The 25,124-nt window shown below is 64.0% G+C and carries 22 protein-coding genes; 9 read left to right on the forward strand and 13 right to left on the reverse strand.

The features are described from left to right. Nucleotides 1-30: 30 nt before the first annotated feature. Nucleotides 31-1,209, forward strand: coding sequence for a PQQ-dependent sugar dehydrogenase (locus FFY45_RS02965; protein WP_168959646.1), 1,179 nt, complete (start codon nt 31-33; stop codon nt 1,207-1,209). 281 nt (nt 1,210-1,490) lie between these two features. Here the strand turns inward: FFY45_RS02965 and FFY45_RS02970 are convergent, their stop codons facing one another. From FFY45_RS02970 to tsaD, 3 genes are all read right to left on the reverse strand, one after another. Continuing rightward, nucleotides 1,491-3,662 carry a glycoside hydrolase family 3 N-terminal domain-containing protein gene (locus FFY45_RS02970; protein WP_176339376.1) on the reverse strand — a complete coding sequence of 724 codons (2,172 nt, stop codon included), beginning with the start codon at nt 3,660-3,662 and terminating at the stop codon, nt 1,491-1,493. A 257-nt stretch (nt 3,663-3,919) separates the two neighbouring features. Then, a complete protein-coding gene (gene folB / locus FFY45_RS02975) occupies nt 3,920-4,297 on the reverse strand; it encodes a dihydroneopterin aldolase (RefSeq protein ID WP_176339377.1) in 378 nt (125 codons plus the stop codon). 86 nt (nt 4,298-4,383) lie between these two features. Beyond that, complete coding sequence (gene tsaD, locus FFY45_RS02980) at nt 4,384-5,448, reverse strand: tRNA (adenosine(37)-N6)-threonylcarbamoyltransferase complex transferase subunit TsaD (RefSeq protein WP_176339378.1); 1,065 nt, start codon at nt 5,446-5,448, stop codon at nt 4,384-4,386. 280 nt (nt 5,449-5,728) lie between these two features. Between tsaD and rpsU the strand changes: the two genes are divergently transcribed. The 6 genes from rpsU to FFY45_RS03010 all read left to right on the forward strand — a co-directional run bounded on the left by rpsU (nt 5,729) and on the right by FFY45_RS03010 (nt 12,577). Then, on the forward strand, nt 5,729-5,944 hold the full coding sequence (gene rpsU, locus FFY45_RS02985) for a 30S ribosomal protein S21 (protein ID WP_002808376.1): 216 nt from the start codon (nt 5,729-5,731) through the stop codon (nt 5,942-5,944). A gap of 135 nt (nt 5,945-6,079) precedes the next feature. Further along, on the forward strand, nt 6,080-6,526 hold the full coding sequence (locus tag FFY45_RS02990) for a GatB/YqeY domain-containing protein (RefSeq protein WP_176339379.1): 447 nt from the start codon (nt 6,080-6,082) through the stop codon (nt 6,524-6,526). Between the two features lie 247 nt (nt 6,527-6,773). Further along, nucleotides 6,774-7,721, forward strand: coding sequence for a YihY/virulence factor BrkB family protein (locus FFY45_RS02995; protein WP_104551629.1), 948 nt, complete (start codon nt 6,774-6,776; stop codon nt 7,719-7,721). 145 nt (nt 7,722-7,866) lie between these two features. Next, entirely contained in the window at nt 7,867-9,615 is a 1,749-nt protein-coding gene (dnaG, locus tag FFY45_RS03000) for a DNA primase (protein ID WP_115039529.1), read from the forward strand. Nucleotides 9,616-9,727: 112 nt separating this feature from the next. Next, nucleotides 9,728-10,729 (forward strand): bile acid:sodium symporter family protein, encoded by a 1,002-nt coding sequence (locus FFY45_RS03005; RefSeq protein ID WP_176339380.1) that lies wholly within the window; start codon nt 9,728-9,730, stop codon nt 10,727-10,729. A 267-nt stretch (nt 10,730-10,996) separates the two neighbouring features. After that, nucleotides 10,997-12,577 carry a thioredoxin family protein gene (locus FFY45_RS03010; RefSeq protein WP_176339381.1) on the forward strand — a complete coding sequence of 527 codons (1,581 nt, stop codon included), beginning with the start codon at nt 10,997-10,999 and terminating at the stop codon, nt 12,575-12,577. 209 nt (nt 12,578-12,786) lie between these two features. Here FFY45_RS03010 and cyoE read toward each other — a convergent pair whose 3' ends face one another. From cyoE to FFY45_RS03030, 4 genes are read right to left on the reverse strand one after another with little or no spacing between them, the layout of a single operon-like run. After that, entirely contained in the window at nt 12,787-13,683 is an 897-nt protein-coding gene (gene cyoE, locus FFY45_RS03015; protein ID WP_168960026.1) for a heme o synthase, read from the reverse strand. Between the two features lie 2 nt (nt 13,684-13,685). After that, entirely contained in the window at nt 13,686-14,849 is a 1,164-nt protein-coding gene (locus FFY45_RS03020; RefSeq protein WP_176339382.1) for a COX15/CtaA family protein, read from the reverse strand. Nucleotides 14,850-14,859: 10 nt separating this feature from the next. After that, entirely contained in the window at nt 14,860-15,435 is a 576-nt protein-coding gene (locus tag FFY45_RS03025) for a redox-active disulfide-containing membrane protein (RefSeq protein WP_176339383.1), read from the reverse strand. Nucleotides 15,436-15,462: 27 nt separating this feature from the next. Continuing rightward, nucleotides 15,463-16,188 carry an SURF1 family protein gene (locus tag FFY45_RS03030; RefSeq protein ID WP_176339384.1) on the reverse strand — a complete coding sequence of 242 codons (726 nt, stop codon included), beginning with the start codon at nt 16,186-16,188 and terminating at the stop codon, nt 15,463-15,465. A gap of 60 nt (nt 16,189-16,248) precedes the next feature. Here FFY45_RS03030 and FFY45_RS03035 point away from each other — a divergent pair, with 60 nt between their 5' ends. Next, nucleotides 16,249-16,467, forward strand: coding sequence for a twin transmembrane helix small protein (locus tag FFY45_RS03035; protein ID WP_006449736.1), 219 nt, complete (start codon nt 16,249-16,251; stop codon nt 16,465-16,467). A 91-nt stretch (nt 16,468-16,558) separates the two neighbouring features. Here FFY45_RS03035 and FFY45_RS03040 read toward each other — a convergent pair whose 3' ends face one another. The 6 genes from FFY45_RS03040 to FFY45_RS03065 are packed head-to-tail and all read right to left on the reverse strand — an operon-like array spanning nt 16,559 to nt 21,311. Continuing rightward, a complete protein-coding gene (locus tag FFY45_RS03040) occupies nt 16,559-17,434 on the reverse strand; it encodes a cytochrome c oxidase subunit 3 (RefSeq protein WP_006449737.1) in 876 nt (291 codons plus the stop codon). A gap of 39 nt (nt 17,435-17,473) precedes the next feature. Next, entirely contained in the window at nt 17,474-18,070 is a 597-nt protein-coding gene (locus FFY45_RS03045; protein WP_006449738.1) for a cytochrome c oxidase assembly protein, read from the reverse strand. Next, a complete protein-coding gene (locus tag FFY45_RS03050; protein ID WP_168960022.1) occupies nt 18,067-18,240 on the reverse strand; it encodes a hypothetical protein in 174 nt (57 codons plus the stop codon). Before FFY45_RS03050 ends, FFY45_RS03045 begins: the two co-directional genes overlap by 4 nt. Beyond that, nucleotides 18,221-19,825 (reverse strand): cytochrome c oxidase subunit I, encoded by a 1,605-nt coding sequence (gene ctaD, locus FFY45_RS03055; protein WP_115039521.1) that lies wholly within the window; start codon nt 19,823-19,825, stop codon nt 18,221-18,223. The genes FFY45_RS03050 and ctaD overlap by 20 nt, the downstream gene beginning before the upstream one ends. A gap of 39 nt (nt 19,826-19,864) precedes the next feature. Beyond that, complete coding sequence (coxB, locus tag FFY45_RS03060; protein ID WP_176339385.1) at nt 19,865-20,818, reverse strand: cytochrome c oxidase subunit II; 954 nt, start codon at nt 20,816-20,818, stop codon at nt 19,865-19,867. A 16-nt stretch (nt 20,819-20,834) separates the two neighbouring features. Then, on the reverse strand, nt 20,835-21,311 hold the full coding sequence (locus FFY45_RS03065) for a DUF2244 domain-containing protein (protein ID WP_162498339.1): 477 nt from the start codon (nt 21,309-21,311) through the stop codon (nt 20,835-20,837). Nucleotides 21,312-21,589: 278 nt separating this feature from the next. Here FFY45_RS03065 and putA point away from each other — a divergent pair, with 278 nt between their 5' ends. Beyond that, entirely contained in the window at nt 21,590-24,790 is a 3,201-nt protein-coding gene (gene putA, locus FFY45_RS03070; protein ID WP_176339386.1) for a bifunctional proline dehydrogenase/L-glutamate gamma-semialdehyde dehydrogenase PutA, read from the forward strand. Nucleotides 24,791-25,124: the final 334 nt, after the last annotated feature.

Consider the following 25,124-nt stretch of genomic DNA (forward strand, 5'->3'; position numbering starts at 1 on the left):
GTCACCGCGCCTTATCCCCTGGAGGACCACATGTCTGTCCGACGTCTGCTTGCACTGGCCTGCTCGGCCACGCTGTTCACCACCGGCGCCGCATTTGCCGCGCCCGCCGCCGCACCTGCAGCGGCCATTCCCAAGGCGCAGTGGCCATTCCAGGCCACCACCGTTGCCGATTTCGACGAACCCTGGGCAATGACCTTTCTGCCTGACGGCAGTTTGCTGGTCAGCGAAAAACGCGGCTCGCTGATGCGGCTTGATCCCAAGACCAAGCGCAAAAGCGCCATCACCGGCATCCCGACCGTGGCCTACGGCGGCCAGGGCGGTTTTGGCGATGTGCTTGCGCACCCGCGCTTTGCCCGCAATGGCCTGGTCTATGTGAGTTACGCCGAACCTGGCGAAGGCGATACACGCGGCGGCGCCGTGGCGCGGGCCAAACTGACCCTGGATGCCACCGGCGGCGGCACGCTGTCGGACTTCAAGGTGATCTGGCGTCAGGACCCCAAGGTCACCGGCAACGGACACTTCGGGCACCGCCTGGCGTTCGATCAGGCCGGCAAACTGTGGATCAGCTCCAGCGAACGGCAGAAATTCACCCCCGCGCAGGACATGAAAGCCAATCTCGGCAAACTGATCCGGCTCAATGACGACGGCAGCGTGCCGGCCGACAATCCCTTCGTTGCGCAAGGCGGTGTCGCCGCGCAAGTGTGGTCGCTGGGCCATCGCAACATCCTGGGCATCGCGTTCGACAGCAAGGGCCGCTTGTGGGAACACGAGATGGGCCCAATGGGCGGCGATGAGCTGAATCTGATCCAGCGCGGCGCCAACTATGGTTACCCGATCGTCTCCAACGGCGACAACTACGACGGCACCCCGATTCCCGACCACAACACCCGCCCGGAATTCGCCGCGCCCAAGATCAGCTGGACACCGGTGATCTCGCCGGCCGGCTTTGTGATCTATAGCGGCAAGCAGTTCCCGACATGGCGCGGCAACGGCTTCATCGGCGGGTTGTCGTCGATGGCATTGGTGCAGGTCTCGCTCGGCGATCAGCCGCGCGAAGTGGCCCGCTACGACATGGGCGCACGTATCCGCGAAGTGGAACAAGGACCGGATGGCGCACTGTGGTTGCTGGAAGACGAAGCCAGTGGCAGCACCGGGCGTCTGCTCAAGCTGACACCCAAGAGCAAAGCCGCAGTCGAGAACGATGCGTAAGTTGGTGCATCGCCTGGATCGCTGCACCAATGCGTGCTGCGTCAAGTAGCAGCACTGAGTGATGACTCGCACCATCGCCATGCGCTCGTTGAGGGCTGGCGATGGTGACGATCAAGCGAATTGCTTGGGTGGCGATTTGCGCTGCATTGCGTCGGCTTGGCCAAACGCAACGCTCTTGCTGACAACTGCAGCAGCGCAAACTGGTGATGACCAGCCATTAGACATACGGTCAACCGAAAGCGGCGGCTCCAAACGCACCGGCTTCCTCGGAGGGCAGGCTTTCAGCCTTCCAGCAACTCGAAGGTCACTGCCTCGCCACTCTTGGCCGATGCGCAGACCCACACATCGAACAATCCCGGCTCGGCGCCGAATACGCCCTTGGGGTCGGTGAAGGCCAGCGCTTCGCGCGCCAGGGTGAACACCACGTCCGTGCTCTCGCCAGGCTGCAACAACACCTTGCGAAAGCCCTTGAGTTCGCGCACCGGGCGCACCCGGCTGGCCACGCGATCGTGCACATACAGCTGCACCACTTCTTCGCCAGCAACGCTACCGGTATTGGTCACGCGCGTGGTGATGGTCAGCGCCTGATCCCAACCAACCTGCGCGCTGCTCAGCTGCGGCGGCGCATAGGCAAAGGTGGTGTAACTCAAGCCATGGCCGAACGGATACAACGGCTCGTTGGGCATCTCGCGCCAGCGCGCCTTGTATTCGGACAGGGTCGGCAATTCCGGGCGGCCGGTGCGCAGATGGTTGTAGAAATACGGCTGCTGCCCGGTCACCTGCGGGAAGCTGATCGGCAGACGCGCAGACGGGTTGTAGTCGCCGAACAACACATCGGCCACGCCGGTGCCGGTCTGCGTGCCCAGATACCAGGTCACTGCAATCGCATCGGCATCGCGTACCGCACCGCTCAATGCCAGCGCGCGCCCATTGCGCAACAACACCACCATCGGCGTGCCGGTGGCGGCGATGGCTTCGGCCAGCGCCTGCTGTGCCGGCGGCAACACGATCTCGGTGCGCGACTGCGCCTCGCCACTGAACCGCTGCGGCTCGCCCAGCGCCAGCACCACCACATCGGCGGCCTGCGCCGCATCGATGGCGGCGGAAATCCCGCCCGGCAGCGGCTCTTCCAGGCCGCAGCCCGGCACCACAGTCAGATGCTCACCACCGACCACCGCACGCACGCCCTGCTCCAGGGTCACATAGCGTTCCTTGTCGCCGAACAGCGTCCAGCAGCCCTCGATATTCTCGCGGTCCTGCACGAACGGCCCGATCAGCGCGATGTGCTGTCCGCTTTTCTTCAGCGGCAACACTGCGCCTTCGTTCTTCAGCAACACGATCGAACGCCGCGCCGCATCGCGCGACAACGCATCGTGCGCCGGCAGATGCGCGGTATCGGCTTCGCGTGCCGGATCCAGCGAGCGATACGGATTGTCGAACAAGCCGATCGCTTCTTTGAGCTGCAACATGCGGCGCACGCTGGCATCCAGCGTGGCCATCGGCACCTCACCGCTTTCCACCAGCGACGGCAGATGCGCAGCATAGAAGCCGCTCTGCATGCTCAGATCCAGTCCGGCCAGGAAGGCTTTTTTGGTCGCATCGCGCTCATCGGTGGCGTAACCGTGCGCGATCAATTCCATGTCGGCGGTGTAATCGGAAATCACCACCCCGGGGAACTGCCATTCGCCGCGCAGAATCTCGGTCAGCAACTCGTGGTTGGCGCTGGCCGGCACGCCGTTGATGTCGTTGAACGAGGACATCACGGTCAGTGCGCCGGCATTAAAGGCGGCCTTGAATGGCGGCAGATGCACATCGCGCAAGGTTTGCGGCGCGATGTCCACGGTGTTGTATTCCATGCCAGCCGCCACCGCGCCATAGGCGGCAAAGTGCTTGGGCGTGGCCAACAACGAATCGGCGGCTTTGAGATCGCTACCCTGGAAACCGCGCACGCGGGCGGCGGCAAACGCCGCGCCCAGCAACACGTCTTCGCCGGCGCCTTCCGCGCCACGGCCCCAGCGCTGATCGCGCGCAATGTCCACCGCCGGTGCGTAGGTCCAGTGCAGGCCAGCGGCGGTCGCTTCGATCGCGGTGGCGCGCGCGGTGCGCTCGGCCAGTTCCGGCTCGAAGCTGGCCGCTTCGCCCAGCGGAATCGGGAACACCGTGCGCATGCCGTGGATCACGTCCGCCGCAAGGATCACCGGGATGCCCAGACGGCTTTCTTCCACCGCCACTTTCTGGATCTGTACGCCCAGCGCGGCGCCAACGCCATTGAACAGCGAGCCGACCCGGCCCTGCCGGACCTGCTGCAGCACCTCGTCGGCGTTGAGCACATTGGCTTCGGGATTCACGTCCGGCGCGAACGGCCGCACCATGTCGGCGAACACACCCAACTGTCCGACCTTCTCTTCGACGGTCATCCGGGCAATCAGGGTTTCGATGCGATCAGCAGCCATGAGATCCTTGAGAAAACGTTTACATGGCCGTCAATTCTAGCCTGACGCGACCGCGAGGATGCAACTCTTCTGCCTGTTCAGGCTGATGTTCAGCCCCGTTGGCAGACGTTGGACGGCAAAATGACGACCTGCCTTGCAGTCGCTCACGCATAACCGCAACCGTTCAATACCTGCCATCGGTGGGCGCCCGGAAGCTCCAGACGACCCAGCCAACGACAAGACCGAGCGCTACTGTAAGGCCAGGGAGCGGATACACCCTATAGAGAAGGTGACACGTCAGCAGAAACGCGCGTGCGCTCGATGATCACCCCCACCGCCTGCGCCCCGCGCACCGCCCCCGGCTTGCTCAGCTTCAGCCGTAGCCAGTGCACCCCAAACTCGTCCAACACGATGGACGCACAGCGTTCGGCCAGCGTTTCCACCAGCCCGAAGTCAGAGGCCTGCACGAACTCGATCAGCCGCTTGCTCACCGCCTTGTAGTTCAGCGTGTCGGCAATGTCGTCGCTGGCGGCCGGAATGCGGTTGTCGAACCCCATCTCCAGATCGAACCGCAGCGTCTGGCGGATGCGCCGCTCCCAGTCGTAGATGCCGATCAGCGCATCGATTTCCAGGCCTTCGATAAAAACTTTGTCCATGGGTGGGGAATCGGGAATGGGGATTAGGGAATGGTGAGAAGCACGAGCAACAGCAAAGCAGCACAGAACGAATCGGAATAGCGCTCTTACGATTCCCTATTCCCGATTCCCGAATCCCGCGCCGCCGCCAACGGCGGCAAGCTCGCCATATCCCAGCGCGGCGTCACATGCACCGCCGCATCGGCGCGCTCGCCGGCCTCCAGCCGCAGCGCACCGGCGAAGGCGATCATCGCGCCGTTGTCGGTGCACAAGGCCGGGCGTGGGAAGCACACGCGGCCGCCGCGCCGCTGCGCCGCCTCCTGCAGCCGCGCGCGCAGGCGCTTGTTGGCACCCACGCCACCGGCCACCACCAGCGTGTTGCAGTCGGCCGCATCCAGCGCGCGCAGGCACTTGATCGCCAGTGTCTCCACCACCGCATCCTCGAACCCGCGTGCGATATCCGCGCGCGTGGTGTCGGACTGGTCGCTGGCGCGCCAGGCCAGCAGCACCTGGGTCTTGAGCCCGCTGAAACTGAAATCCAGGCCTGGCCGGTCGGTCATCGGTCGCGAGAATTTATAGCGTCCCGGCGTGCCGGTTTCGGCCAGCGCGGCCAACTGCGGGCCGCCCGGATACGGCAGGCCCATCATCTTGGCGGTCTTGTCGAAGGCCTCGCCGGCTGCATCGTCCAGCGTTTCGCCGAGCACTTCGTAACACCCCAGCGCCTTGACCGACACCAGTTGGGTGTGGCCGCCAGAGACCAGCAGCGCCACGAACGGCGGCTGCGGCGGGTCGTCTTCCATCAACGGCGCCAGCAGATGACCTTCCATGTGATGCACACCGATCGCCGGCACATCCAGCGCCCAGGCCAGCGAGCGCGCCACACCGGCACCTACAAGGAGTGCGCCCACCAGGCCCGGGCCTGCGGTATAGGCCACCCCATCGAGTTCGTCGATGCGCAACCCGGCCTCGCCCAGGGTCTGGCGGATCAGCGGCAGCAGCTTGCGCACGTGGTCGCGGCTGGCCAGTTCCGGCACCACCCCGCCGTATTCGGCATGCAGCGCAATCTGGCTGTAGACCGCATGCGCGCGTAGCGCCGGCACGCCGGACAGCGCGGTGTCGTAGACCGCCACACCGGTCTCATCACACGATGATTCGATCCCAAGGACTTTCACGGCAACTCGGCAGACAGGCACATGCGGCCTATTTTCGCAGCTTTTGCGCTGCGCAGATCGGCCAGAGGCGATATGCTGCGCCGCCGTGCGATCGCTGCCGGATCAGGCCAAAACGCACGCTCTTATAGGCCTGCAGCAGCAAATCTTGCAGGGGGCTTGCAGGTCGTTGGCAAGTCGTTATAATGCGCGGCTCGCCGGGGCAACCCGGAAATTCCGTCACGCGAGTCCGCTCGCACCCGCCCGGGGCTCCCGGACGGAAATCCCATTATCTGGAGAACCCATGCCCAGCGTTAAAGTCCGCGAGAACGAGCCCTTCGAATTTGCGCTCCGCCGTTTCAAGCGCACCTGCGAAAAGGCCGGCGTGCTGGCCGAAACCCGCAAGCGCGAGTTCTATGAAAAGCCGACCCAGGAGCGTAAGCGCAAGGCTGCCGCTGCTGTGAAGCGTCAGTTGCGTCGTTCCTCGCGCGACGTCACCAAGCGCCAGCGCTTGTACTGATCGAACGCGGTTCCCTGCCGGTGGGCATGCGCTGTAGGCGCGGCTCATCGGGATCGAACCCAAGAGCCGGCACGCGCAAGCGTCGCCGGCTTTTTGTATTGGTCTTTTTCAACACGCAACCTTAGGAGTCACCGCATGCCCCTCAAGCAGCAGCTCACCGATGACATGAAAGCCGCCATGAAGTCCGGCGACAAGCACAGCCTGGGCGTGATCCGGCTGATCAATGCCGCGATCAAGCAGAAGGAAGTGGACGAGCGCATCGAGATGGACGATGCGGCCGTGATCGCCGTGCTCGACAAGATGGTCAAGCAGCGCAAGGACTCGGTCACCCAGTTCGAAGCCGCCGCACGCGAAGACCTGGCGCAGATCGAGCGCGAGGAGATCGTGGTGATCGAGCGCTATTTGCCGGCCAAGATGGGCGAAGCCGAGATCGTCGCCGCCATCCAGGCTGCGATTACAGAAACCGGTGCCAGCAGCCCCGCCGACATCGGCAAGCTGATGGGCGCGCTCAAGCCCAAGCTGGCCGGTCAGGCCGACATGGGCCTGGTCTCGACCCTGGTCAAGAAGAGTCTGGCAGGCTGAAGTCTGCCTTGCGCATTGCCCTGTGCTTGATTGCCAGGGCGATGCAGATCGCCGCGCAAGCAGGGATCTCGGTGCCGCATCGTGCGCACCACATCGCGCGACATCCAGCGCCCGCTTTCACCATACCTTCGATTCGGCCCTGTTAGAACAGGTCCGCCAATGCAGGCGCGGGCGAAGCATTCCGCATACCGGTTTCGTCCTCTCACCCCTGCACGCATCACGGTATGCCCAAGGATTTCCCCCGCCGGTGACGAAGCTCTCAACCGAACACCTGCAGAAGCATCTGGGCCGCCTGCAACGCAGCCTGCCGATGGCACTGCTCAATCGCTTTCTCGAGATCGACGTGATGACGCAGGCTGCGTCGCTGTCGTTCTATGCCTTGCTGTCGCTGGCACCGCTGCTGGTGTTGCTGCTGTGGCTGACTGCATCGCTGTATCCGCCTGCGCAGGAAGCCTTGGTGCAGCAGATTGCGCAACTGGCCGGCGGTAGTGCAGCGGAAGTCGCCGACACTGTGATCCGCAATGCCACCGATCAACCCGGCGTGGGCTCGCTGGCCGGGCTGTGGAGCACGCTGTTGCTGTTCATCGGTGCCACCGCAGTGTTTGCGCAGTTGCAGAACGCATTGAACCTGATCTTTCGCACCGACAAGGAGCGTCTGGAAGGCGTCGTGGCATGGCTGAAGAAGCGCGTGTTCTCGTTCGGCGTGATCCTGGCGCTGGGCTTCTTGTTGATCGTGTCGATGATCGCCACCACCGCGCTGCAAGTGGTGTTCGCACGCCTGCCGTCGGTGCTGCCGGCGATCGGGTATGTCACCACCCTCGCACTGTATTCGCTCGCCTTCGCCTTTCTGTATCGCTATCTGCCCGATCGCACCGTGAACTGGCGGCAGGCCTTTGTCGGCGGCGTCATCACCGCGTTGTTGTTTGCATTGGGGCGCTACGGCATCGGCCTGTACATCGCCAAGGCGGCGCCCGGCAGCGCGTATGGCTCGATGGGCACCTTGGTGATCCTGCTGGTGTGGATGTACTACGCCTCGGTGGTGTTCTTCGTCGGCGCCTTGCTGACCGCCGTGATCGACGAGCGTGTGCGCTCGCACCGCAAGCTGCGCGAGGCCGGGGTGGATACGGACAACCTGCCGCCAGCGGTCGACGAACCGAGCGTCACGCAGCAGCCGGAAACGTCGGCACGCAGTTGATTGCGCCCGGCGCGGCCTGTGCCATGTGTGGCAAGGCTGCACGTAGTGACGCACTGAGGGCCTTCGCTCTCTAAGGGCCTTCGCTCTCTAAGGGCCTTCGTTCGCTGAAGCCGGCGAGCGCCAGCGGCTGGGATATCCTAGCGGGATGGCCCGCATCCCCGACGCATTCATCGACGAACTGCTCGCACGCACCGACATCGTCGAGGTGGTGGGCGGTCGGGTGCCGCTCAAGCGTCAGGGCAAGGAATATTCGGCGCGCTGCCCGTTCCATGACGAGCGCTCGGCCTCGTTCACGGTCTCGCCGACCAAGCAGTTCTATCACTGCTTCGGCTGCGGCGCGCACGGCACCGCAATTAGTTTTCTGATGAATTACGACCGCCTCGAATTTCTCGATGCGGTCGACGAGCTGGCCAAGCGTGCCGGCATGGAAATCCCGCGCGAGACCCAGCAACGCACCCCGCAGCAGCAGGACGACAGCCGCGAGTTGTATTCGGCACTGGAAGCGGCAACGCAGTTCTTCCAGCGTCAGCTCGAGGGCAGCGAGCGCGCCCGCGACTATCTGGACGGGCGCGGCGTGGATGCCGACAACCGCGCGCGCTTCCAGATCGGCTACGCGCCCGATGGCTACAGCGCGTTGAAGGACACCCTGGGCACCGATGCGCGCCGCATGAGCGTGCTCGAACGCGCCGGCCTGTTTTCCAAGAACGATCGCGGCCACGTCTACGACAAGTTCCGCGACCGGGTGATGTTCCCGATCTTCGACCGCCGCGGCCGCGTGATCGCCTTCGGCGGACGCATCATGGGCGCGCCGGCCGATGGCCGCGACCCCGGCCCGAAGTACCTCAATTCGCCGGAAACCGCGCTGTTCCATAAGGGCCGCGAATTGTATGGCTTGTGGCAGGTGCGTCAGGCCAATCAGAAGATCGAACGGCTGATCGTGGTGGAGGGCTACATGGACGTGGTCTCGCTGTTCCAGTTCGGCGTCACCCAGGCGGTGGCCACGCTGGGCACGGCGACCACACCCGAACATGCCGAACTGCTGTTTCGCAACGCACCGGATGTGTATTTCTGTTTCGACGGCGACAACGCCGGCCGTAAAGCCGGTTGGCGCGCGCTCGAATCGGTGCTGCCGCGCATGAAGGACGGCCGCCAGGCGTTTTTTCTGTTTCTGCCCGATGGCGAAGACCCGGACACCATCGTGCGCAAGGAAGGCGCGCAGGCCTTCGATCAACGGCTGAAACAGGCCACGCCGCTGTCGCAGTTCTTCTTCGACGAGATGTCGCGCGAGATCAACCTGCACACGCTCGATGGCAAGGCCCGGCTGGCCGAACGCGCCAAGCCGATGCTGGCGCAGATTCCCGAAGGCGCGTTCGGCGATCTGATGAGGCAGGAACTGTCGCGCCTGACCGGTGTGGGCGCCAGCACCTCCACGCAAGCGTCCACGCCACAAGGGCGGCCGCCCGCGCGCATGGGCGCACCCACGCAAAAACGCAGCCTGGTGCGCGCGTCGATCGCCATCCTGCTGCAGCAACCGTCGCTGGCAATGAGCCTGGAAGGCGACCACGATTTTTCCGGCCTGCGCCTGCCTGGCATCGACCTGTTGATGGAGCTGCTGGCGCTGGTGCGGCAACGCCCGGAAATCAGCACCGGCGCCCTGCTGGAACACTTCGCCGAACGCGAAGAACAGGCCGCGCTGCAGAAACTGGCCGCACAGGTCTTGCCCGGCGACGAACACAGTTGGGCGATGGAGTTGCATGACGTGGTGGCGCAACTGGACAAGCAATTGCTGCGTCAGCGCCTGGACGAACTACAGGACAAGCAGCGCGCGCAAGGACTGGACGACACCGACAAATACGAGCTGCGCGAGCTGTTCAAGGCGCTCGCCGCGTTGTAGGGCGGGTTGCCACTATCAAGGAAGGCCAGGTTGTTGTGCGCGCTGCCCAGGCCACCGTGCATCGTAGAATGACGCGCACCACGCGCCTGAGCGCGCACTCTCCGGGACCTCGATGAAGAAGCTGCTGGCGCGGTTGCGCATTGATCCATTCACCCTCGCGCTGCTGTGCACGGTCACGCTCGCCTCGTTTCTGCCGGTCTACGGCACGGCTGCCGCGATCATGGACGATGTCACCGATGTGGCGATCGCCGCGTTGTTCTTCCTGCACGGCGCGCGGTTGTCGCGTGAGGCAGTCAAGGCCGGCGCGCTGCATTGGCGCCTGCATCTGGTGATCCTGACCTGCACCTTCGTGCTGTTTCCGCTGCTCGGGGTGTTGTCCAAACCGCTCGCGCATCTGGCGCTGACACCGGAGCTGTATGTCGGCCTGTTGTTTTTGTGCGCGCTGCCATCCACGGTGCAATCGTCGATCGCCTTCACCTCGATGGCGCGCGGCAACGTGCCGGCCGCCGTCTGTGCAGCCTCGCTTTCCAGCCTGTTGGGCGTGTTTCTGACGCCATTGTTGATGGGTCTGTTGGTCGGCAGCCAAGGCGCGATGGCGCACCCGGCCGAGGCGATCGGCAAGATCATGCTGCAGTTGCTGGTGCCGTTCCTGGCCGGGCATTTTCTGCGTCCGTGGATCGGCGGCTGGGTCGAACGGCATCGCGCCGTGCTGCGTTACACCGACCAGGGCACCATCCTGCTGGTGGTCTATACCGCCTTCAGCGCGTCGGTGAACGAAGGGCTGTGGCAGAAGACGCCGTTGCCGGCCCTGCTCGCCGTACTCGGTGCGGCCGCGCTGTTGCTGGCCGTTGCGATGCTCTCGATCACCTTCATCGCGCGCCGCCTGCGCTTCAACCGCGCCGACGAAATCGCAATTGTCTTTTGCGGCTCGAAGAAGAGCCTGGCCACCGGCGTGCCGATGGCCAAGGTGATGTTCGCCGGCGGCGGCCTCGGTGCGATCGTGTTGCCGATCATGCTGTACCACCAGCTGCAGCTGATCGTCTGCGCGTTCGTGGCCGCACGTTATGCACGTACCGCACCGAGCGAGCCGCAAGCCGGTGCCGGTGGTCACTGAGCGAGACGATCACTGCACTGCGGTGGTCTGATCGCTTACGCGCAGGCGCGACCCGTGCTGCGTGGCCTACAGGTGCCTGCTTGCTGTGGGCGGGTTGCATCTGCCGCAAACGCCAAGCCACGACGCTCCACGTGATGGCACTTCGCATTGCAGCTAGGAGCGGGTTCTAAGCAGATGGACAAGCGTCATGAGCTGTCGCATGGTTGGCAAGGCACAGCTCGCTAGAGTGCTTGATCGTCCCCCTGCCGCCCCCAATCGGTGATTGCCATGACGCTGTCGTTCCGACGCCCTTCCCCGTCCTTGATCGTGCTGCTGGCGGTACTCGCCACCCTGACTGCCTGCGACAAGCCCGCGACGCCATCGGCACCCGCGCAGACCAAGACAACGGCCACGCCTGCCCCAGCGTCCAGCATCGCCTGGCGCGAGGGCGATGTGGAAGACGCGTTTGTCGAGGCCAAGGAAAGCGGCAAACCGATCCTGCTGTACTGGGGCGCGGCCTGGTGCCCGCCGTGCAATCGTCTGAAGGCCACCTTGTTCAAGGACCCGGCCTTCATTGCCCGCACCCAGCAATTCGTGGCGGTGCATCTGGATGGCGATTCCGAAGGCGCGCAGGCCTGGGGCGAGCGCTTCGGCATCAAGGGCTACCCGACCATCATCGTGCTGCGCCCGGATCGCAGCGAGATCACCCGCCTGGCCGGCGACGCCGACAACGCACGTCTGGCCGATGTGCTGCGCGTGGCGGCCAAGAGCACCAGCACCGCCAAGCAACTGCTCGACACCGCATTGCAGACCCCGCAGCAACTCAGCGCGGACGACTGGGCCGTGCTCGGCAATTACGCCTGGGGCACCGACGATCGGCTCGTCAAACCCGATGAGGCGGTCGATGTGCTTACGCGCCTGTCCAAATCGGCCCCGCAGCCGGCCCTGCAACGCAGCTTCGCGCTGGCAGCGATTGCGGCGGCCAAGGAGCCTCCCGCCCCGACTCCGGCTGCTCGCACCCTGCTGGAATCGGTGCTGGCCGATCCGGCAGAAGTACGCGCCAATCTCGGCACGCTGACCTACATGCCCGCACGTCTGGTCGCCGCTGCCAGCAGCGATGCCGGCGAGCGCGCCACTTTGTCCAACGCGCTGAATCTGGCATTGGACAAGGTCTATGCCGACACCGCGCTTCCGATCGCCGACCGGCTGGGCACTGCCTACGCACAGATCCAGCTGGCACGCCTGGCGCAGGGCCAGCCCACCGAAACCGAAGCGAAAGGCCCGCAACCACCGCTTCCCAAAACCGTGGTCGACACCGTACAGCAACGCGTGCAATGGGCCACCGACACCGCCAAGACCGACGAAGAGCGCCAATCCACCATCAGCACCGCCGCGGCGCTACTGAGCGAGGTAGGCGATGGCAGTGGCGCCGAGCAGTTGCTGCTGGCCGAGTTGGCACGCAGCAAGACGCCGTACTACTACATGCCCGAACTGGCCGATCTGGCCGAACAACGCGGCGATAAAAAGACCGCGCTGTCCTGGCTCAAGAAAGCCTACGAGGGCGCGCAAGGTCCTGCCACCCGGGTGCAGTGGGGCGTGATGTATGTGGATGGCCTGATCCGGCTCAGCCCCGACGACACCGCCGGCATCGAAGCAGCTGCAACGCAGGTGATCGGCGAGCTGGCCGGGCAACCCGATGGCTATCGCCAACGCACCCGGCAGCGCTTCGCCACGCTGGGCGCTGCACTCAAGACCTGGGGCAAGCAGCATCACCAGCAAGGCAATGCGGTGCTGACACGACTTCAGCAGAAGATGCAGACCAGCTGCGGCAGCAAGAACACCAGCGAGTGCGCCAACTGGCTGAGCTGAGCCTGCGCAACCGTGCAGGCAGTCGCGCGGCGACTTGGCGCGGCTGACAGAGCGTAGTGCGCGGTTGGCGGTTGGCCAATGAATGTTGAACGTGCTCGGGACCTGCGTGTACGACTGGTACATGCCGCGTCCGAGCACTGGCCGCACCCATCGGCGGCCGCACAGCAGCTTTGTCAGCCGCTCCTGGCGTCAGCTGCCTGTCGCTGCCGCTAGCGGACCCACGGCAGCACCAAGTGATCCACCATCAGGAACGCGAACAGCGCCATCAGATACACGATGGAATACCCGAACATCTTCATCGAGAACAATTCGTCCGGCGGGTCGAGCATGCGCCAGGCGTACCAGAGAAACACCACGTTGAGCACCAGCGCGCCGCCGAGATAGAACACCCCGCTCATGCCCACCGCCACCGGCAGCAGGGTCACGATCGCCAGCAGCACCGTGTACACCAGGATCTGCCTGCGCGTATGCGGCACGCCGTGGGTCACCGGCAACATCGGGATCGCCGCCTTGGCGTAATCGGCGCGACGGAAGATCGCCAGTGCCCAGAAATGCGGCGGCGTCCAGATGAAGATTATCAGCACCAGCAGCGAAGCATTGATCCAGTCGGCGCTGGTCGGTAAACCCGTCACCGCCGCCCAGCCCAGCATCGGCGGCGTGGCACCGGCCAGCCCGCCGATCACGATGTTCTGCGAGGTCGCACGCTTCAGGTACACGGTGTAGATCACTGCATAACCGATCAGCGAAGCAAAGGTCAGCACCGCCGTGATGACATTCACCCAGACCACCAGAATGGTCATGGAAATCACGATCAGCACGCTGGCGAACAGCAGCACCTGCCACGGCCGCACCTTGCCCACCACCAGCGGGCGCCAAGAGGTGCGCGCCATCTGTGCATCGATCTTGGCGTCGAGCAATTGATTGATCGCCGCCGCCGCCGATGCCGCCAGCCAGATGCCCAGAAAGCCCAACGCACCGGTGCGCACCTGCAGCCACGTCGGCACGTCGGGGATGGCCAGGAACATGCCCACCAATGCGGTGAACACGATCAGTGCCACCACCTTGGGTTTGGTCAGATCCCAGTAATCGCGTGCGCTGACAGCCATGTTCACTCCGGCGCGCGCAGCCGCGCCAGCAGCGAGACCAGCACGAACAACAATGCCACCGCCCCGCCGTTGTGCAGCACCGACACTTCCAGCGGCAACGCCAGCTTGACGTTGAGCATGCCCAGCGTCACTTGCACCGCCACCAACAGGGCCAGCGCTGCGGCCCAGACCCGCATGCCTGGCGAGCGCGACAGGCGCCAGGCCAGCCACCACAGATACAGCGCCGTCGCAATCGCCCACAACCGGTGCGCCATCTGGATCGCGATACGCGCCGCGCCATCGAGCACGCCGCCTTCGTAATCCACGCCGATCCCGCGCCAGAGTGTGAAGCCTTCGCGGAAGTCGTGTGGCGGCCACCATTGGCTCACGCAACGCGGGAAATTGTCGGCCGACCAGCTACCCCCGCCGCAGGCCAGCGCCGCGTAGTTGGCACTGACCCAACCGCCCAGCGCGATCTGCAGGCCCAGTACCGCCACGCCCAGGCGCAGCAGCCACTTCAGCCGCGAGGCGTCGGCCAGCGTGATCGGCAGATGCGTCGCGCGCCAGGCCATCCACACCAGCAGCGAGAACATCAGCATGCCGCCAAGCAGGTGACCCATCACCACGATCGGCTTGAGCAGCAGCGTCACCGTCCACATGCCCAGCAGCGCCTGGAAGATCACCACCGCCAGCGTCAGCACCGCCGCGCGGGCCAGATCGATATTGCTCCAGCGCAATGCCGCCAGCAGCAGGATGGCCTCGCCTGCGATTGCCACCCCGGACGCCAGGGTGTGCCAGCCGGACATGTACAGCGGGATCGACAACGCCACCAGCACCGCCGCAGTGACAACCTGGGCAATGCCCATGCGTCTGCGGCGCACCGCCAGCAACGACAGCACCAGCACTTCCACCCCGAGCGCGCCGGCCAGGAAGCGGTGCACCTGCTCGCGCCAGGCCTTGTGCGACTCCAACGGACGGATCTTGCTGGCCACATGCGTGTTGGCTTCGTCGCTGGTCTGCGGCCAGGTGACGCGGCCATAGCAGGTCGGCCAGTCCGGGCAGCTCATGCCGGCATCGGACAGGCGCACGAACGACCCGAACAGGATCGTGCTCGCAGTGAACAACGCCGCCAGCCAGGCCATGCGATGGAAGTGGCGGAACAATGCCGGTGGCGCAAACAGATTCATCGAAACGGGCTCACATCAGTTTCAGCAGCTTGACCAGATCGGCGCGCAGGCCGGCCGGGTCGAACCCTGGGGCATACCGCAGGATCACGAAGCCGTTGGGGTCGATCACATACACCGGCACGCCGGCGGCATCGTTGGCACGCGGTAACGCCTGCCGCAGCCGCACGTCGTCGCGCAGCACACGCAGGGCCGGCATCGGCGGCAGACCGGCTGGCGGGGCGCCGATCCACAACACCTCTACCTTGTCGGCGCGATGGCCGAGCAGCTGCCACACCTTGTCCAGTTCGGCCGCCAAGGTCACGCACTGCTGCGTGCAACTGGCGGGCGGTGCGAGCGCGATGCGCCATACGCGTTCGGCAGGCGTCCATGCATACGGCTGCCCGTCCGCGCGCAGCGGCACCAACGCGCGCAGGTCGGCGGGCGGCTTCAGCAGCTCGCCGTGATTGCGCATCGATGCCGGCTGCCATCCGGAGAAGCGCAGCACGCCGGCCAGCAACATCGAGCCGAAGAACAGCACCGCCAGGGCAATCAGCATCCTGCGGCCGCGTTTGACCGAATGCGGCGTGGCCGATGTGGATGAGGTCATGCCGGTGATTTTCTCATGCCGCAGGCGTCAGTGCCCGCGTCGACGGCGGCGACGCGCACGCCATGTCAGCAACGTCGCGGTGACCAATACCGCTGCGGCCAGACCGAACCATTGCACCGCATAACCCAAGTGCCGCGCGGGTGGCAGCGTGTTCGGCAGCATCTCCAGATCGCGCGCATAACCGACCGATAGTGCCGGATCCAGCCGCAACACCTGCGACGAAATGTCGCGCCTGCCAAGCGCACTGCGCAGGGCTTCTGCATCCAGGCGCGTGGCCAGCCAGGTCTGAGGTGCATTGGCGGTGGCCAATGCAGGCCCGATCGCAAGTCCGGCCGATGGCGGCGCGCTCAACAACCCCTGCAGTGCGTGGATGCCTTGCAGTGGCGTGATCGTCGGCAACTGCCGATTGGCCGGTAACGGCAGCCAGCCCAGATCGATCAGCAGCGTGACCGGGCTGTCTTGCGGCGCGGCGAGTTGATAAACGCGCACGCCAGCGCGCCCCGCATGCAGTTGGTTGTCCAGCAACACCTGCTGCGGCAGAAAACGCACGTCTCCGCTCGCCCATGCCAGCGCATGCGGCGTGGCTAACGCTTGCACCAAGGTCAACGGCATCTCGCGCACATGCGCGGCGCGTTCCAGCAAGGCTTGCTTGCTGTGCATGCGCTGCAGCTGCCAGTACCCAAGCGCCGCAAAACCCGCGCTGACCAGCAACGCCAGACACCAACCCAACACCGCCGTGTGCTTGCGCATCATGACAAGCGACGCAAAAAGGCGTGCAATGCCGTTACCACGCCGACGACCACCGGGGCTGTTGTGAACGATTCGCTCAAGACGCTGCTGATTGTCGCCTTCCTGATCGTGATCCTATGGAACCTGGGCGCAGGTCTCTATTACCTGCTCACCGATCGCGGCGAGACCAAGCGCACCGTCAACGCACTTACCTGGCGCATCGGTCTGTCGGTCGCGCTGATCGCGGTGGTGATCCTCGGTATCTACACCGGCTGGATCAAGCCGCATGGGCTCGGCCGCTGACGCGGCCGATGGGATTGGTGATTGGGGATTCGTAATAGCAAAAGCGGATCGCTCTTGCGAATCCCCAATCCCGACTCCCCAATCCCCACCCTCAAAGCACATACACGAACAGGAATAGCGCCAGCCACACCACGTCGACGAAGTGCCAGTACCACGCGGCCGCTTCAAAGGCGAAATGGTTGTCGCGGGTGAAGTGCCCGCGCGCCACGCGCAGCCACATCACCGCCAACATGATGGTGCCCAGCAACACGTGCATACCGTGGAAGCCGGTGAGCATGAAGAACGTGGAGCCGTAGATGCCGGAGCCAAGCGTCAGATTGAGCTCGGTGTAGGCGTGGATGTATTCCTCGGCCTGCAGGAACAAAAACACGCAACCCAGCAGCACGGTCAACCCGAGCCACAACAGCAGCGCACCGCGCCGGCCACCTTTCAGCGCGTGATGGGCAATGGTCAGCGTCACACCGGAGCTGAGCAGGATCAACGTATTGATCAGCGGCAGGCCCCACGCCGGGATGGTCTGGAACTGCCCGCCGATCGTGCCCGGGCCGTTGGTCGGCCACGCGGCGGAGTACCCATTCCACAGCAGCTCGTTGGTCATTACACCATCGCCTTCGCCGCCCAGCCAGGGCAGCGTCAGCACACGCGTATAGAACAACGCACCGAAGAAGGCGCAGAAGAACATCACCTCGGAAAAAATAAACCACACCATCCCCATGCGGAAGGACCCATCCACCTGGCGGTTGTAGTGCCCGGCATTGGATTCGCGGATGACATCGCCAAACCACATGAACAAGGTCGCCAGCAACATCGCAACGCCAGCGAAGAACGTCCAACGTCCCCATGCCGCATCGTTGAGCCAGCTGGCCACGCCAATCATCATCACGAACATCGCAATCGACCCGACAAACGGCCACTTGCTATGGCTCGGGACGAAATACGCGTCGGCATTGGGACTGTGGTCGGCCATGGCGTTGCTTCCGTGTCGGTACTGCGTGTGGAGAAAGGATTACGGCGCCGCACGCGGCGCGCTGGATGCGCCGCCGCCTTGCAACTCCGAGGTCAGGGTGTCGTTGCGATAGAACGTGTAGGACAAGGTGATCGTGGTGACTTCCGGCGGCAACGCAGGGTCGACGATGAAACGCAGCGGCATGTCGCGCGTTTCGCCGGCCTGCAAGGTCTGCGCGGTAAAACAGAAACATTCGGTCTTGTTGAAATATCCGGATGCACGCGCCGGTGCGACCGACGGCACCGCACTGCCGACCACCGCACGCACGCTGTCGTTGCGCGCGAAATACAAGGCTTCGTTGAGTTCGCCCGGCACCACATCCATCGTCATCTGCTCGGGATGGAAGGTCCAGGGCAGTTTGGAATTGACCCCGGCATCAAACTCCACCCTCACCGTACGCTTGCCCGCCGCTGCAGCCCCGGCAGCACTCGCATGCGAGCTGCCAGGTGCGCGCTCCATGCGAATGCCGAAGACTTTTTCGCAGGCGATGCGGTACAGCGGCACCAGCGAAAAGGTCAGCACGAACACGCCCAACACAACGCCCAGCAGCTTGAACAGGCCGGCAGTCGGTGCAGGCGCGGGCGCGTGGGTACTCACCGCCCGATGACTCCCGAAGCGATGAAACCTGCGTAGATCAGCAACGCGATGATGCCGACCGTGATCGCGGTGCGGCGCACGGCGCGGCGCTGTTGCGCCTGCCGTTCGGCAGCGGAGAGCAGACGTGCCACGGCCGGTACCGGCGCGGACTCAGTGACCGATGTCTTCATGCGCAAGATCTCCAGGCTTGATCACCGGCGGCACGGTGAAGGTATGCGCCGGTGCGGGCGATGGCACCGTCCACTCAAGCCCCTTTGCGCCTTCCCAGGCGCGCGCCTCGGCCTTTGCGCCATTGCGCAGCGAAGCAAACAGGATGCCGGCCATCAAGAAGGGCGTGGCGAACATGCCGAACGCGCCGATCGAGCTGATCAGGTTCCAGTCGGCGAACACCACGTTGTAATCGGGAATCCGCCGCGGCATGCCGGCAAGGCCGAGAAAATGCTGCGGAAAGAACAACAGATTGACGAACACCATCGTCCACCAGAAATGGAACTTGGCCCAGGCCTCGTTGTACATGCGCCCGGTCCACTTCGGCCACCAGTAATACACCGCCGCAATCAGCGCGAACACCGCACCGGTGACCAACACATAATGGAAATGCGCGACCACAAAATAGGTGTCGTGATACTGGAAATCCGCCGGCACGATCGCCAGCATCAGACCCGAGAACCCACCGATGCTGAAGAGAATCACGAACGCCACCGCCCACAGCATCGGCGATTCGAAGGTCAGCGAGCCCTTCCACATCGTGCTGACCCAGTTGAACACTTTCACCCCGGTCGGGATGGAGATCAGCATCGTGGCGAACATGAAGTAGATTTCGCCACCCAGCGGCATGCCCACGGTGAACATGTGGTGCGCCCAGACGATAAAGCTCAAAAACGCGATCGCGGCGATCGCATAGACCATCGCCTGATAGCCGAACAGCGGCTTGCGGCTGAAGGTCGGAATGATCTCGCTGACCACGCCGAACGCCGGCAGGATCATGATGTAGACCTCCGGGTGCCCGAAGAACCAGAAGATGTGCTGGTACATCACCGGGTCGCCGCCGCCGGCTGCGTTGAAGAAGCTGGTGCCGAAGAACTTGTCGGTCAGCAGCATGGTCACCGCACCGGCCAGCACAGGCATCACTGCGATCAGCAGGAACGCGGTGATCAGCCAGGCCCAGCAGAAGATCGGCATCTTCAACAGATCGATGCCGGGTGCACGCATGTTGAGCACGGTGGCGATGATGTTGATCGCACCCATGATCGAACTGACGCCGGCGACATGGATCGCAAACACGCTGAAGGCCACGTTGTAGCCGCCCTGCAACGACAGCGGCGGGTACAGCGTCCAGCCACCGGCCGGCGCGCCACCGGGCAGGAACAGCGTCAGCAACAGCAAGGTGAATGCCACCGGCAGCAGCCAGAACGACCAGTTGTTCATGCGTGGCAGCGCCATGTCCGGCGCGCCGATCTGCAGCGGAATCATCCAGTTGGCCAGACCAACGAACGCCGGCATCACGCCACCGAAGATCATCACCAGTGCATGCACGGTGGTCATCTGGTTGAAGAATTCGGGTTTGACGAACTGCAATCCGGGCTGCATCAATTCGGCGCGAATCACCACGCTCATCGCCGCGCCGATGATGAACATCACGAAGGAAAACAGCAAATACAGCGTGCCGATATCCTTGTGATTTGTAGAGAAGAACCAGCGCTCGACGAAACCGGGCTGGTGGTGTCCGTGGTGATCGACTGCGGTATGCGCCATGACGGAACGACCTCTATAAAACGGTGCGGTTGCGAGCGATTAAAGAGCGGCGGTCGGTGCGGCGGCTGGAACAGGCGCGGCGGCGGGAGCGGCCTCACCGGCAGGCGCTGCTGCAGGTGCGGAGACCGGTGCAGGTGCGCCTGCCGGTGCAGCAGCAGGTGTTGCGTTTGCACTGCGACGCGCCGCCAGCCAGCGCTGGAATTCGGCCTTGGGCAACGCCTCCACCACGATCGGCATGAAGCCATGATCCTTGCCACACAACTCGGCGCACTGCCCGCGGTAAACGCCCGGCTGCTCGATGTTGGTCCATGCCTCGTTGACGATGCCGGGGATCGCGTCCTGCTTCCAGCCCAATGCCGGCACCCACCACGCATGAATCACGTCATCGGCGGTGATCACGAAGCGGATCTTGGTGCCGACCGGCAGTACCAGGCGGTTGTCCACGTCCAACAGATAATGCGGTTGCGATGCGGCGGTCGGGCGCTCGCCACTCTGACGAATGCGATCGGATTCGCGCGCCAGCCGGCTGGTGAATTCCACACCCTGGCCCAGATATTCGTATTTCCACATCCACTGGTAGCCGGTCACCTTGACGGTCATTTCCGACTCGCGGGTGTCGTACATCGCAATCAGCTTGGCCGTTGCCGGCCAGGCCATCGCGATCAGCACCAGCACCGGAATCACCGTCCACAGCACTTCTGCCGTGGTGTTATGGCTGAATTGCGCCGCCACCGCACCCTTGGACTTGCGGAACTTGAAGATCGCATAGCCCATCGCACCGAACACCAGCGCGCCGATCACCACGCAGACCCACAGCGCCACCATGTGCGCCTCATAGGCCATGCGCGCGGTCTGCGTGACTCCGCGGCCCATGTTGAGCTGCCATTCCTTCGGGTCGGCCGATTGCGCCCAGGCACCTTGTGCGCTCAGCAGCGCCGTCATTGCCAGGCTCACTTTCGTATATATCGACTTCCAGCTGCTGCGTTGCGTCATTGCCTAGACCCTTACGTCATCGGTGACGGCCATTGGCGGCCGCGAGCAAGCGTTTCAGCGTAGTTGCCAGTTCCACACGTTCGGCAGGCCCGAGAAAACTTCCGATCTCGATCTGCCTGCCGCTGCTTATCAGCAACACCCTGTCGTCGCGTTCCATGGATAACCGCACCCAGTGCGGATGAGCCTGAAACGCTGGTGGCGCATGCCCGGACGGAAACACCTCGACAACGGCGTCCCCCACCCGGATCGCTTCTTCGCGCTCGCCACTTCGCCACAACTGCCGTAGCGCCAGCGCCACCACACCACTGTGCAACAGGGCGAACACCGGCGCGAACGCATTGCCGGTCCACCACCCCAGGCCTGCAAACAACCACATCGTTCCCGCCAACACTGCGAACAATTGCACGAATTGCCTGGCAGACAGTGCCCGCGGAGGCCGCAACCGCACCTGCGTCCCAACCCCTTCGGACATCAACGGCAGCACTTCGATCATTGGCAACACGCAGCGCACTGCGGGAATAGCCCGATGGTAGACCCGCGCGAACGCATGCGGCAAGCGTTTCCGGCAATCATTCAATTGCTGCAGTGCAGCTAAAAACGCGCGTAAATCAAACACTTCCCCGATGCAGGCGGCTGCAGCCAGCAACGATCGAGCCCGCTTGCGCGTGCGATGGCGACATGCACAAAACGGCGGAAAAGTTGCCGCTTCCACACAAGTGCGCAGGTACTTCCGCTCTCTAGAATGAGCGCGGATCCCCAGGCATCTTTCGCATGAACGCTCAGCTCGACCCGCTTGCCTCCAACCCAGTTGCGCGCCCGCTGTTGGCGCCCGAGCTGCCTGCCGCACCCGGTGCATTGCGCGCCGCCATCACCGCCGCCTGGCTCAAGGACGAAGCCGAGCACATGCGCGAACTGCTCGACCAGGCCCGCCTGCCCGCCGCCGAACAGGCCAAGGTGCAGGCGGTCGCCGCCGACCTGGTCACCCGCGTCCGCGCACGTGCGCAGGACCAGGGCGCGATCGAAGCCTTCATGCGCCAATACGACCTGGGCAGCGAAGAAGGTGTGCTGCTGATGTGCGTGGCCGAAGCGCTGTTGCGCATTCCCGACCAGGACACCGCAGACAAGCTGATCCGCGACAAGCTCGGCGATGCGGACTGGAAAAAACATGTCGGCGGCAGCGACTCGGTGTTGGTCAACGCATCGACATGGGGCCTGATGCTCACCGGCAAGCTGGTGCAACTCAACGACCTCACCCGCGCCGACGTACCGGGCGCATTCAAGCGACTGATCGGCCGCGTTGGCGAACCGGTGATCCGTCTGGCCGTGCGCCAGGCGATGAAGATCATGGGCCACCAATTCGTCATGGGCCGCACCATTGGTGAAGCCCTTGCGCGTTCGCGCAAGGGCGACAACGCCAACTACCGCTATTCGTTCGACATGCTCGGCGAAGGCGCATTGACCATGAAAGATGCGCAGCGCTATCTGCAGGCGTATCGCGATGCCATCCATGCGATCGGCCGCAGCGGCAAGTTTGTCGGCACCGATGTCTTCGCAGCGCCCAGTATCTCGATCAAATTGTCTGCGCTGTATCCGCGCTACGAGCACGCCAAACGCGCACGCGTCATGGCCGAGCTCGTACCGGGTGTGCTGGAGCTGGCGCAGCTGGCCAAGTCCTACGGTATCGGCTACACCGTCGATGCCGAAGAAGCCGATCGTCTGGAGCTGTCGCTGGACATCATCGAGGCCACGTTCTCCGACCCATCGCTGGATGGCTGGGAAGGCTATGGTTTGGCGGTGCAGGCGTATCAAAAGCGCACGCCGTACACGATCGATTTTCTAGCCGATCTTGCGCGTCGTGTCGGTCGTCGGATTCCGGTGCGTCTGGTCAAGGGCGCGTACTGGGATGCGGAGATCAAGCGCGCACAGATCGAAGGCCACCCTGGCTATCCGGTCTTTACGCGCAAGCAGAACACCGACGTGTCGTATCTGGCCTGCGCGCGTCGCATGTTCGCGCACAGCGATGCGCTGTATCCAATGTTCGCCACGCACAACGCGCAGACCATCGCTGCCGTGCGCGCGATCGCCACGAGCAAGCACTACGAACACCAGAAGCTGCACGGCATGGGCGATGACCTGTATGCCGAGGTGATTCCAGCCGATCGCTTGGGGTTGCCGTGTCGCGTGTATGCGCCGGTCGGCTCGCACGAGGACCTGCTGCCGTACCTGGTGCGTCGCTTGCTCGAAAACGGCGCCAATTCCAGCTTCGTCAATCGCATCACCGACGAGGATGTCGCCATCGAAGACCTGATCCGCGATCCGGTCGAAGCGGTGTCGTCGTTTAGCTCCATTCCGCATCCCAAGATTCCGTTGCCGACCGATCTGTTGCGCAGCCAGAACCAACACAGGAAAAACTCCATGGGCGCCAATCTCGCCAACGACAACGATCTGCGGCAGCTGGCCGAGCAACTCAATGCCGCAATCAAACCGTGGAAGGCCACCCCACTGGTCCCCGGAGCAGTGCTCAGCACGCCCAGCGAAGCGGTACTCAACCCGGCAGACCGACGCGAGACCGTCGGCCATTGGCAGCCGGCCGATCCGGCCACCGTGCAGAAGGCACTGGCGTCCGCTGCCGCCGCGCAGCCGGCCTGGAACCGCACGCCCGCCGCCAGCCGCGCCACCATCCTGGAACACGCAGCCGACCTGCTCGAGGCGCGCATGCCAGAGTTCATGGCGATCTGCGTCAAGGAAGCCGGCAAGACCCTGCCCGACGCCGTGGCCGAGGTCCGCGAAGCAGTCGACTTCCTGCGCTACTACGCCGGCCAGGCACGCGCCCAGTTCGGCGCCCCCGAGCGTCTGCCCGGGCCGACTGGCGAATCCAACGAGCTGCAGTTGCACGGGCGCGGCGTGTTCGTCTGCATCAGCCCCTGGAATTTCCCGCTCGCCATCTTCCTGGGTCAGGTCGCCGCCGCCCTGGCCGCCGGCAACAGCGTCATCGCCAAGCCGGCAGAGCAAACCAACCTGATCGGCTACGCGGCAGTGAAGCTGCTGCAAGAAGCCGGCATTCCCGAGGCTGTCGTGCAGTTCCTGCCAGGCGATGGCGCGACCGTTGGCGCCGCGCTGACGAACGACCCGCGCGTGGCCGGTGTCGCTTTCACCGGTTCCACGGAGACCGCCCGGGTCATCAACCGCACCCTGGCCGCACGCGACGCCGCGATCGGTGTGCTGATTGCCGAAACCGGCGGCCAGAACGCCTTCATCGCGGATTCCTCTTCACTGCCCGAAGCCGTCGTCAAGGATGCGATCTCCAGCGCCTTCATGTCCGCCGGCCAACGCTGCTCGGCCGCCCGCGTCTTGTTCGTGCAGGACGACATCGCCGACAAGGTGATGACCATGCTCGCTGGTGCCATGGGCGAGCTGAAGATCGGCGACCCTGCGCTACTGTCTACCGACGTTGGTCCGGTAATCGACGCAGATGCACTCAAGATCCTCGACGATCATGCAGCACGCATGGATCGCGAAGCGCGCCTGATCGGCAGCACGGCACTGGATCCAACAACCGCGCATGGCAGCTTCTTCGCCCCGCGCGCCTACGAGCTGACCTCGCTGACGCAGCTGAAACGTGAGATCTTCGGACCAGTGCTGCATGTAATCCGCTGGAAAGCGGACCAGCTCGATGCCGTTATCGACCAGATCAACGCCACAGGTTATGGACTGACGTTAGGTGTGCACTCGCGTATCGACGAGACCATCGAACGCATCACCACACGCGTTGCGGTCGGCAATGTCTACGTCAACCGCAATCAAATCGGCGCCGTCGTCGGCGTACAACCCTTCGGCGGCCAAGGCCTTTCGGGCACTGGCCCGAAAGCCGGCGGCCCGCATTACCTGCTGCGCTTCGCAACCGAGAAGGTCGTCACCGTCAACACAACCGCTGCAGGCGGTAACGCCTCGCTGCTGACATTGGGCGACTGAGAGCTCACTCAGCACGCGTAGTTCTCTCACTCAGAAAACAAACACCCCGCGATAGCGGGGTTTTTGTTGCATCCAGAGACATCAAGGCAGCAGATGGATCGCAAGAAGCCGATCAGTGCAATGAAACAGTATCGCCAGTACTGAGGTTTCCAAGCCTACTGGCATCTCTCCAACTGACCAATCCGTCGGTGCAGCGGAATTGATCAATATGGTGAGCGAACAGAGATGAGTCCACCTTGGCGCATACCCACAGTGGCCTCGGCCTCGGCCTATCGCGCCGAATTCCACGCAAAAAGAAACCCTCAATCCTTTCGGACTGAGGGTTTCGGGTAAA

Source organism: Xanthomonas hortorum (genome assembly GCF_011305375.1).
Taxonomy (GTDB): Bacteria; Pseudomonadota; Gammaproteobacteria; order Xanthomonadales; family Xanthomonadaceae; genus Xanthomonas; species Xanthomonas hortorum_E.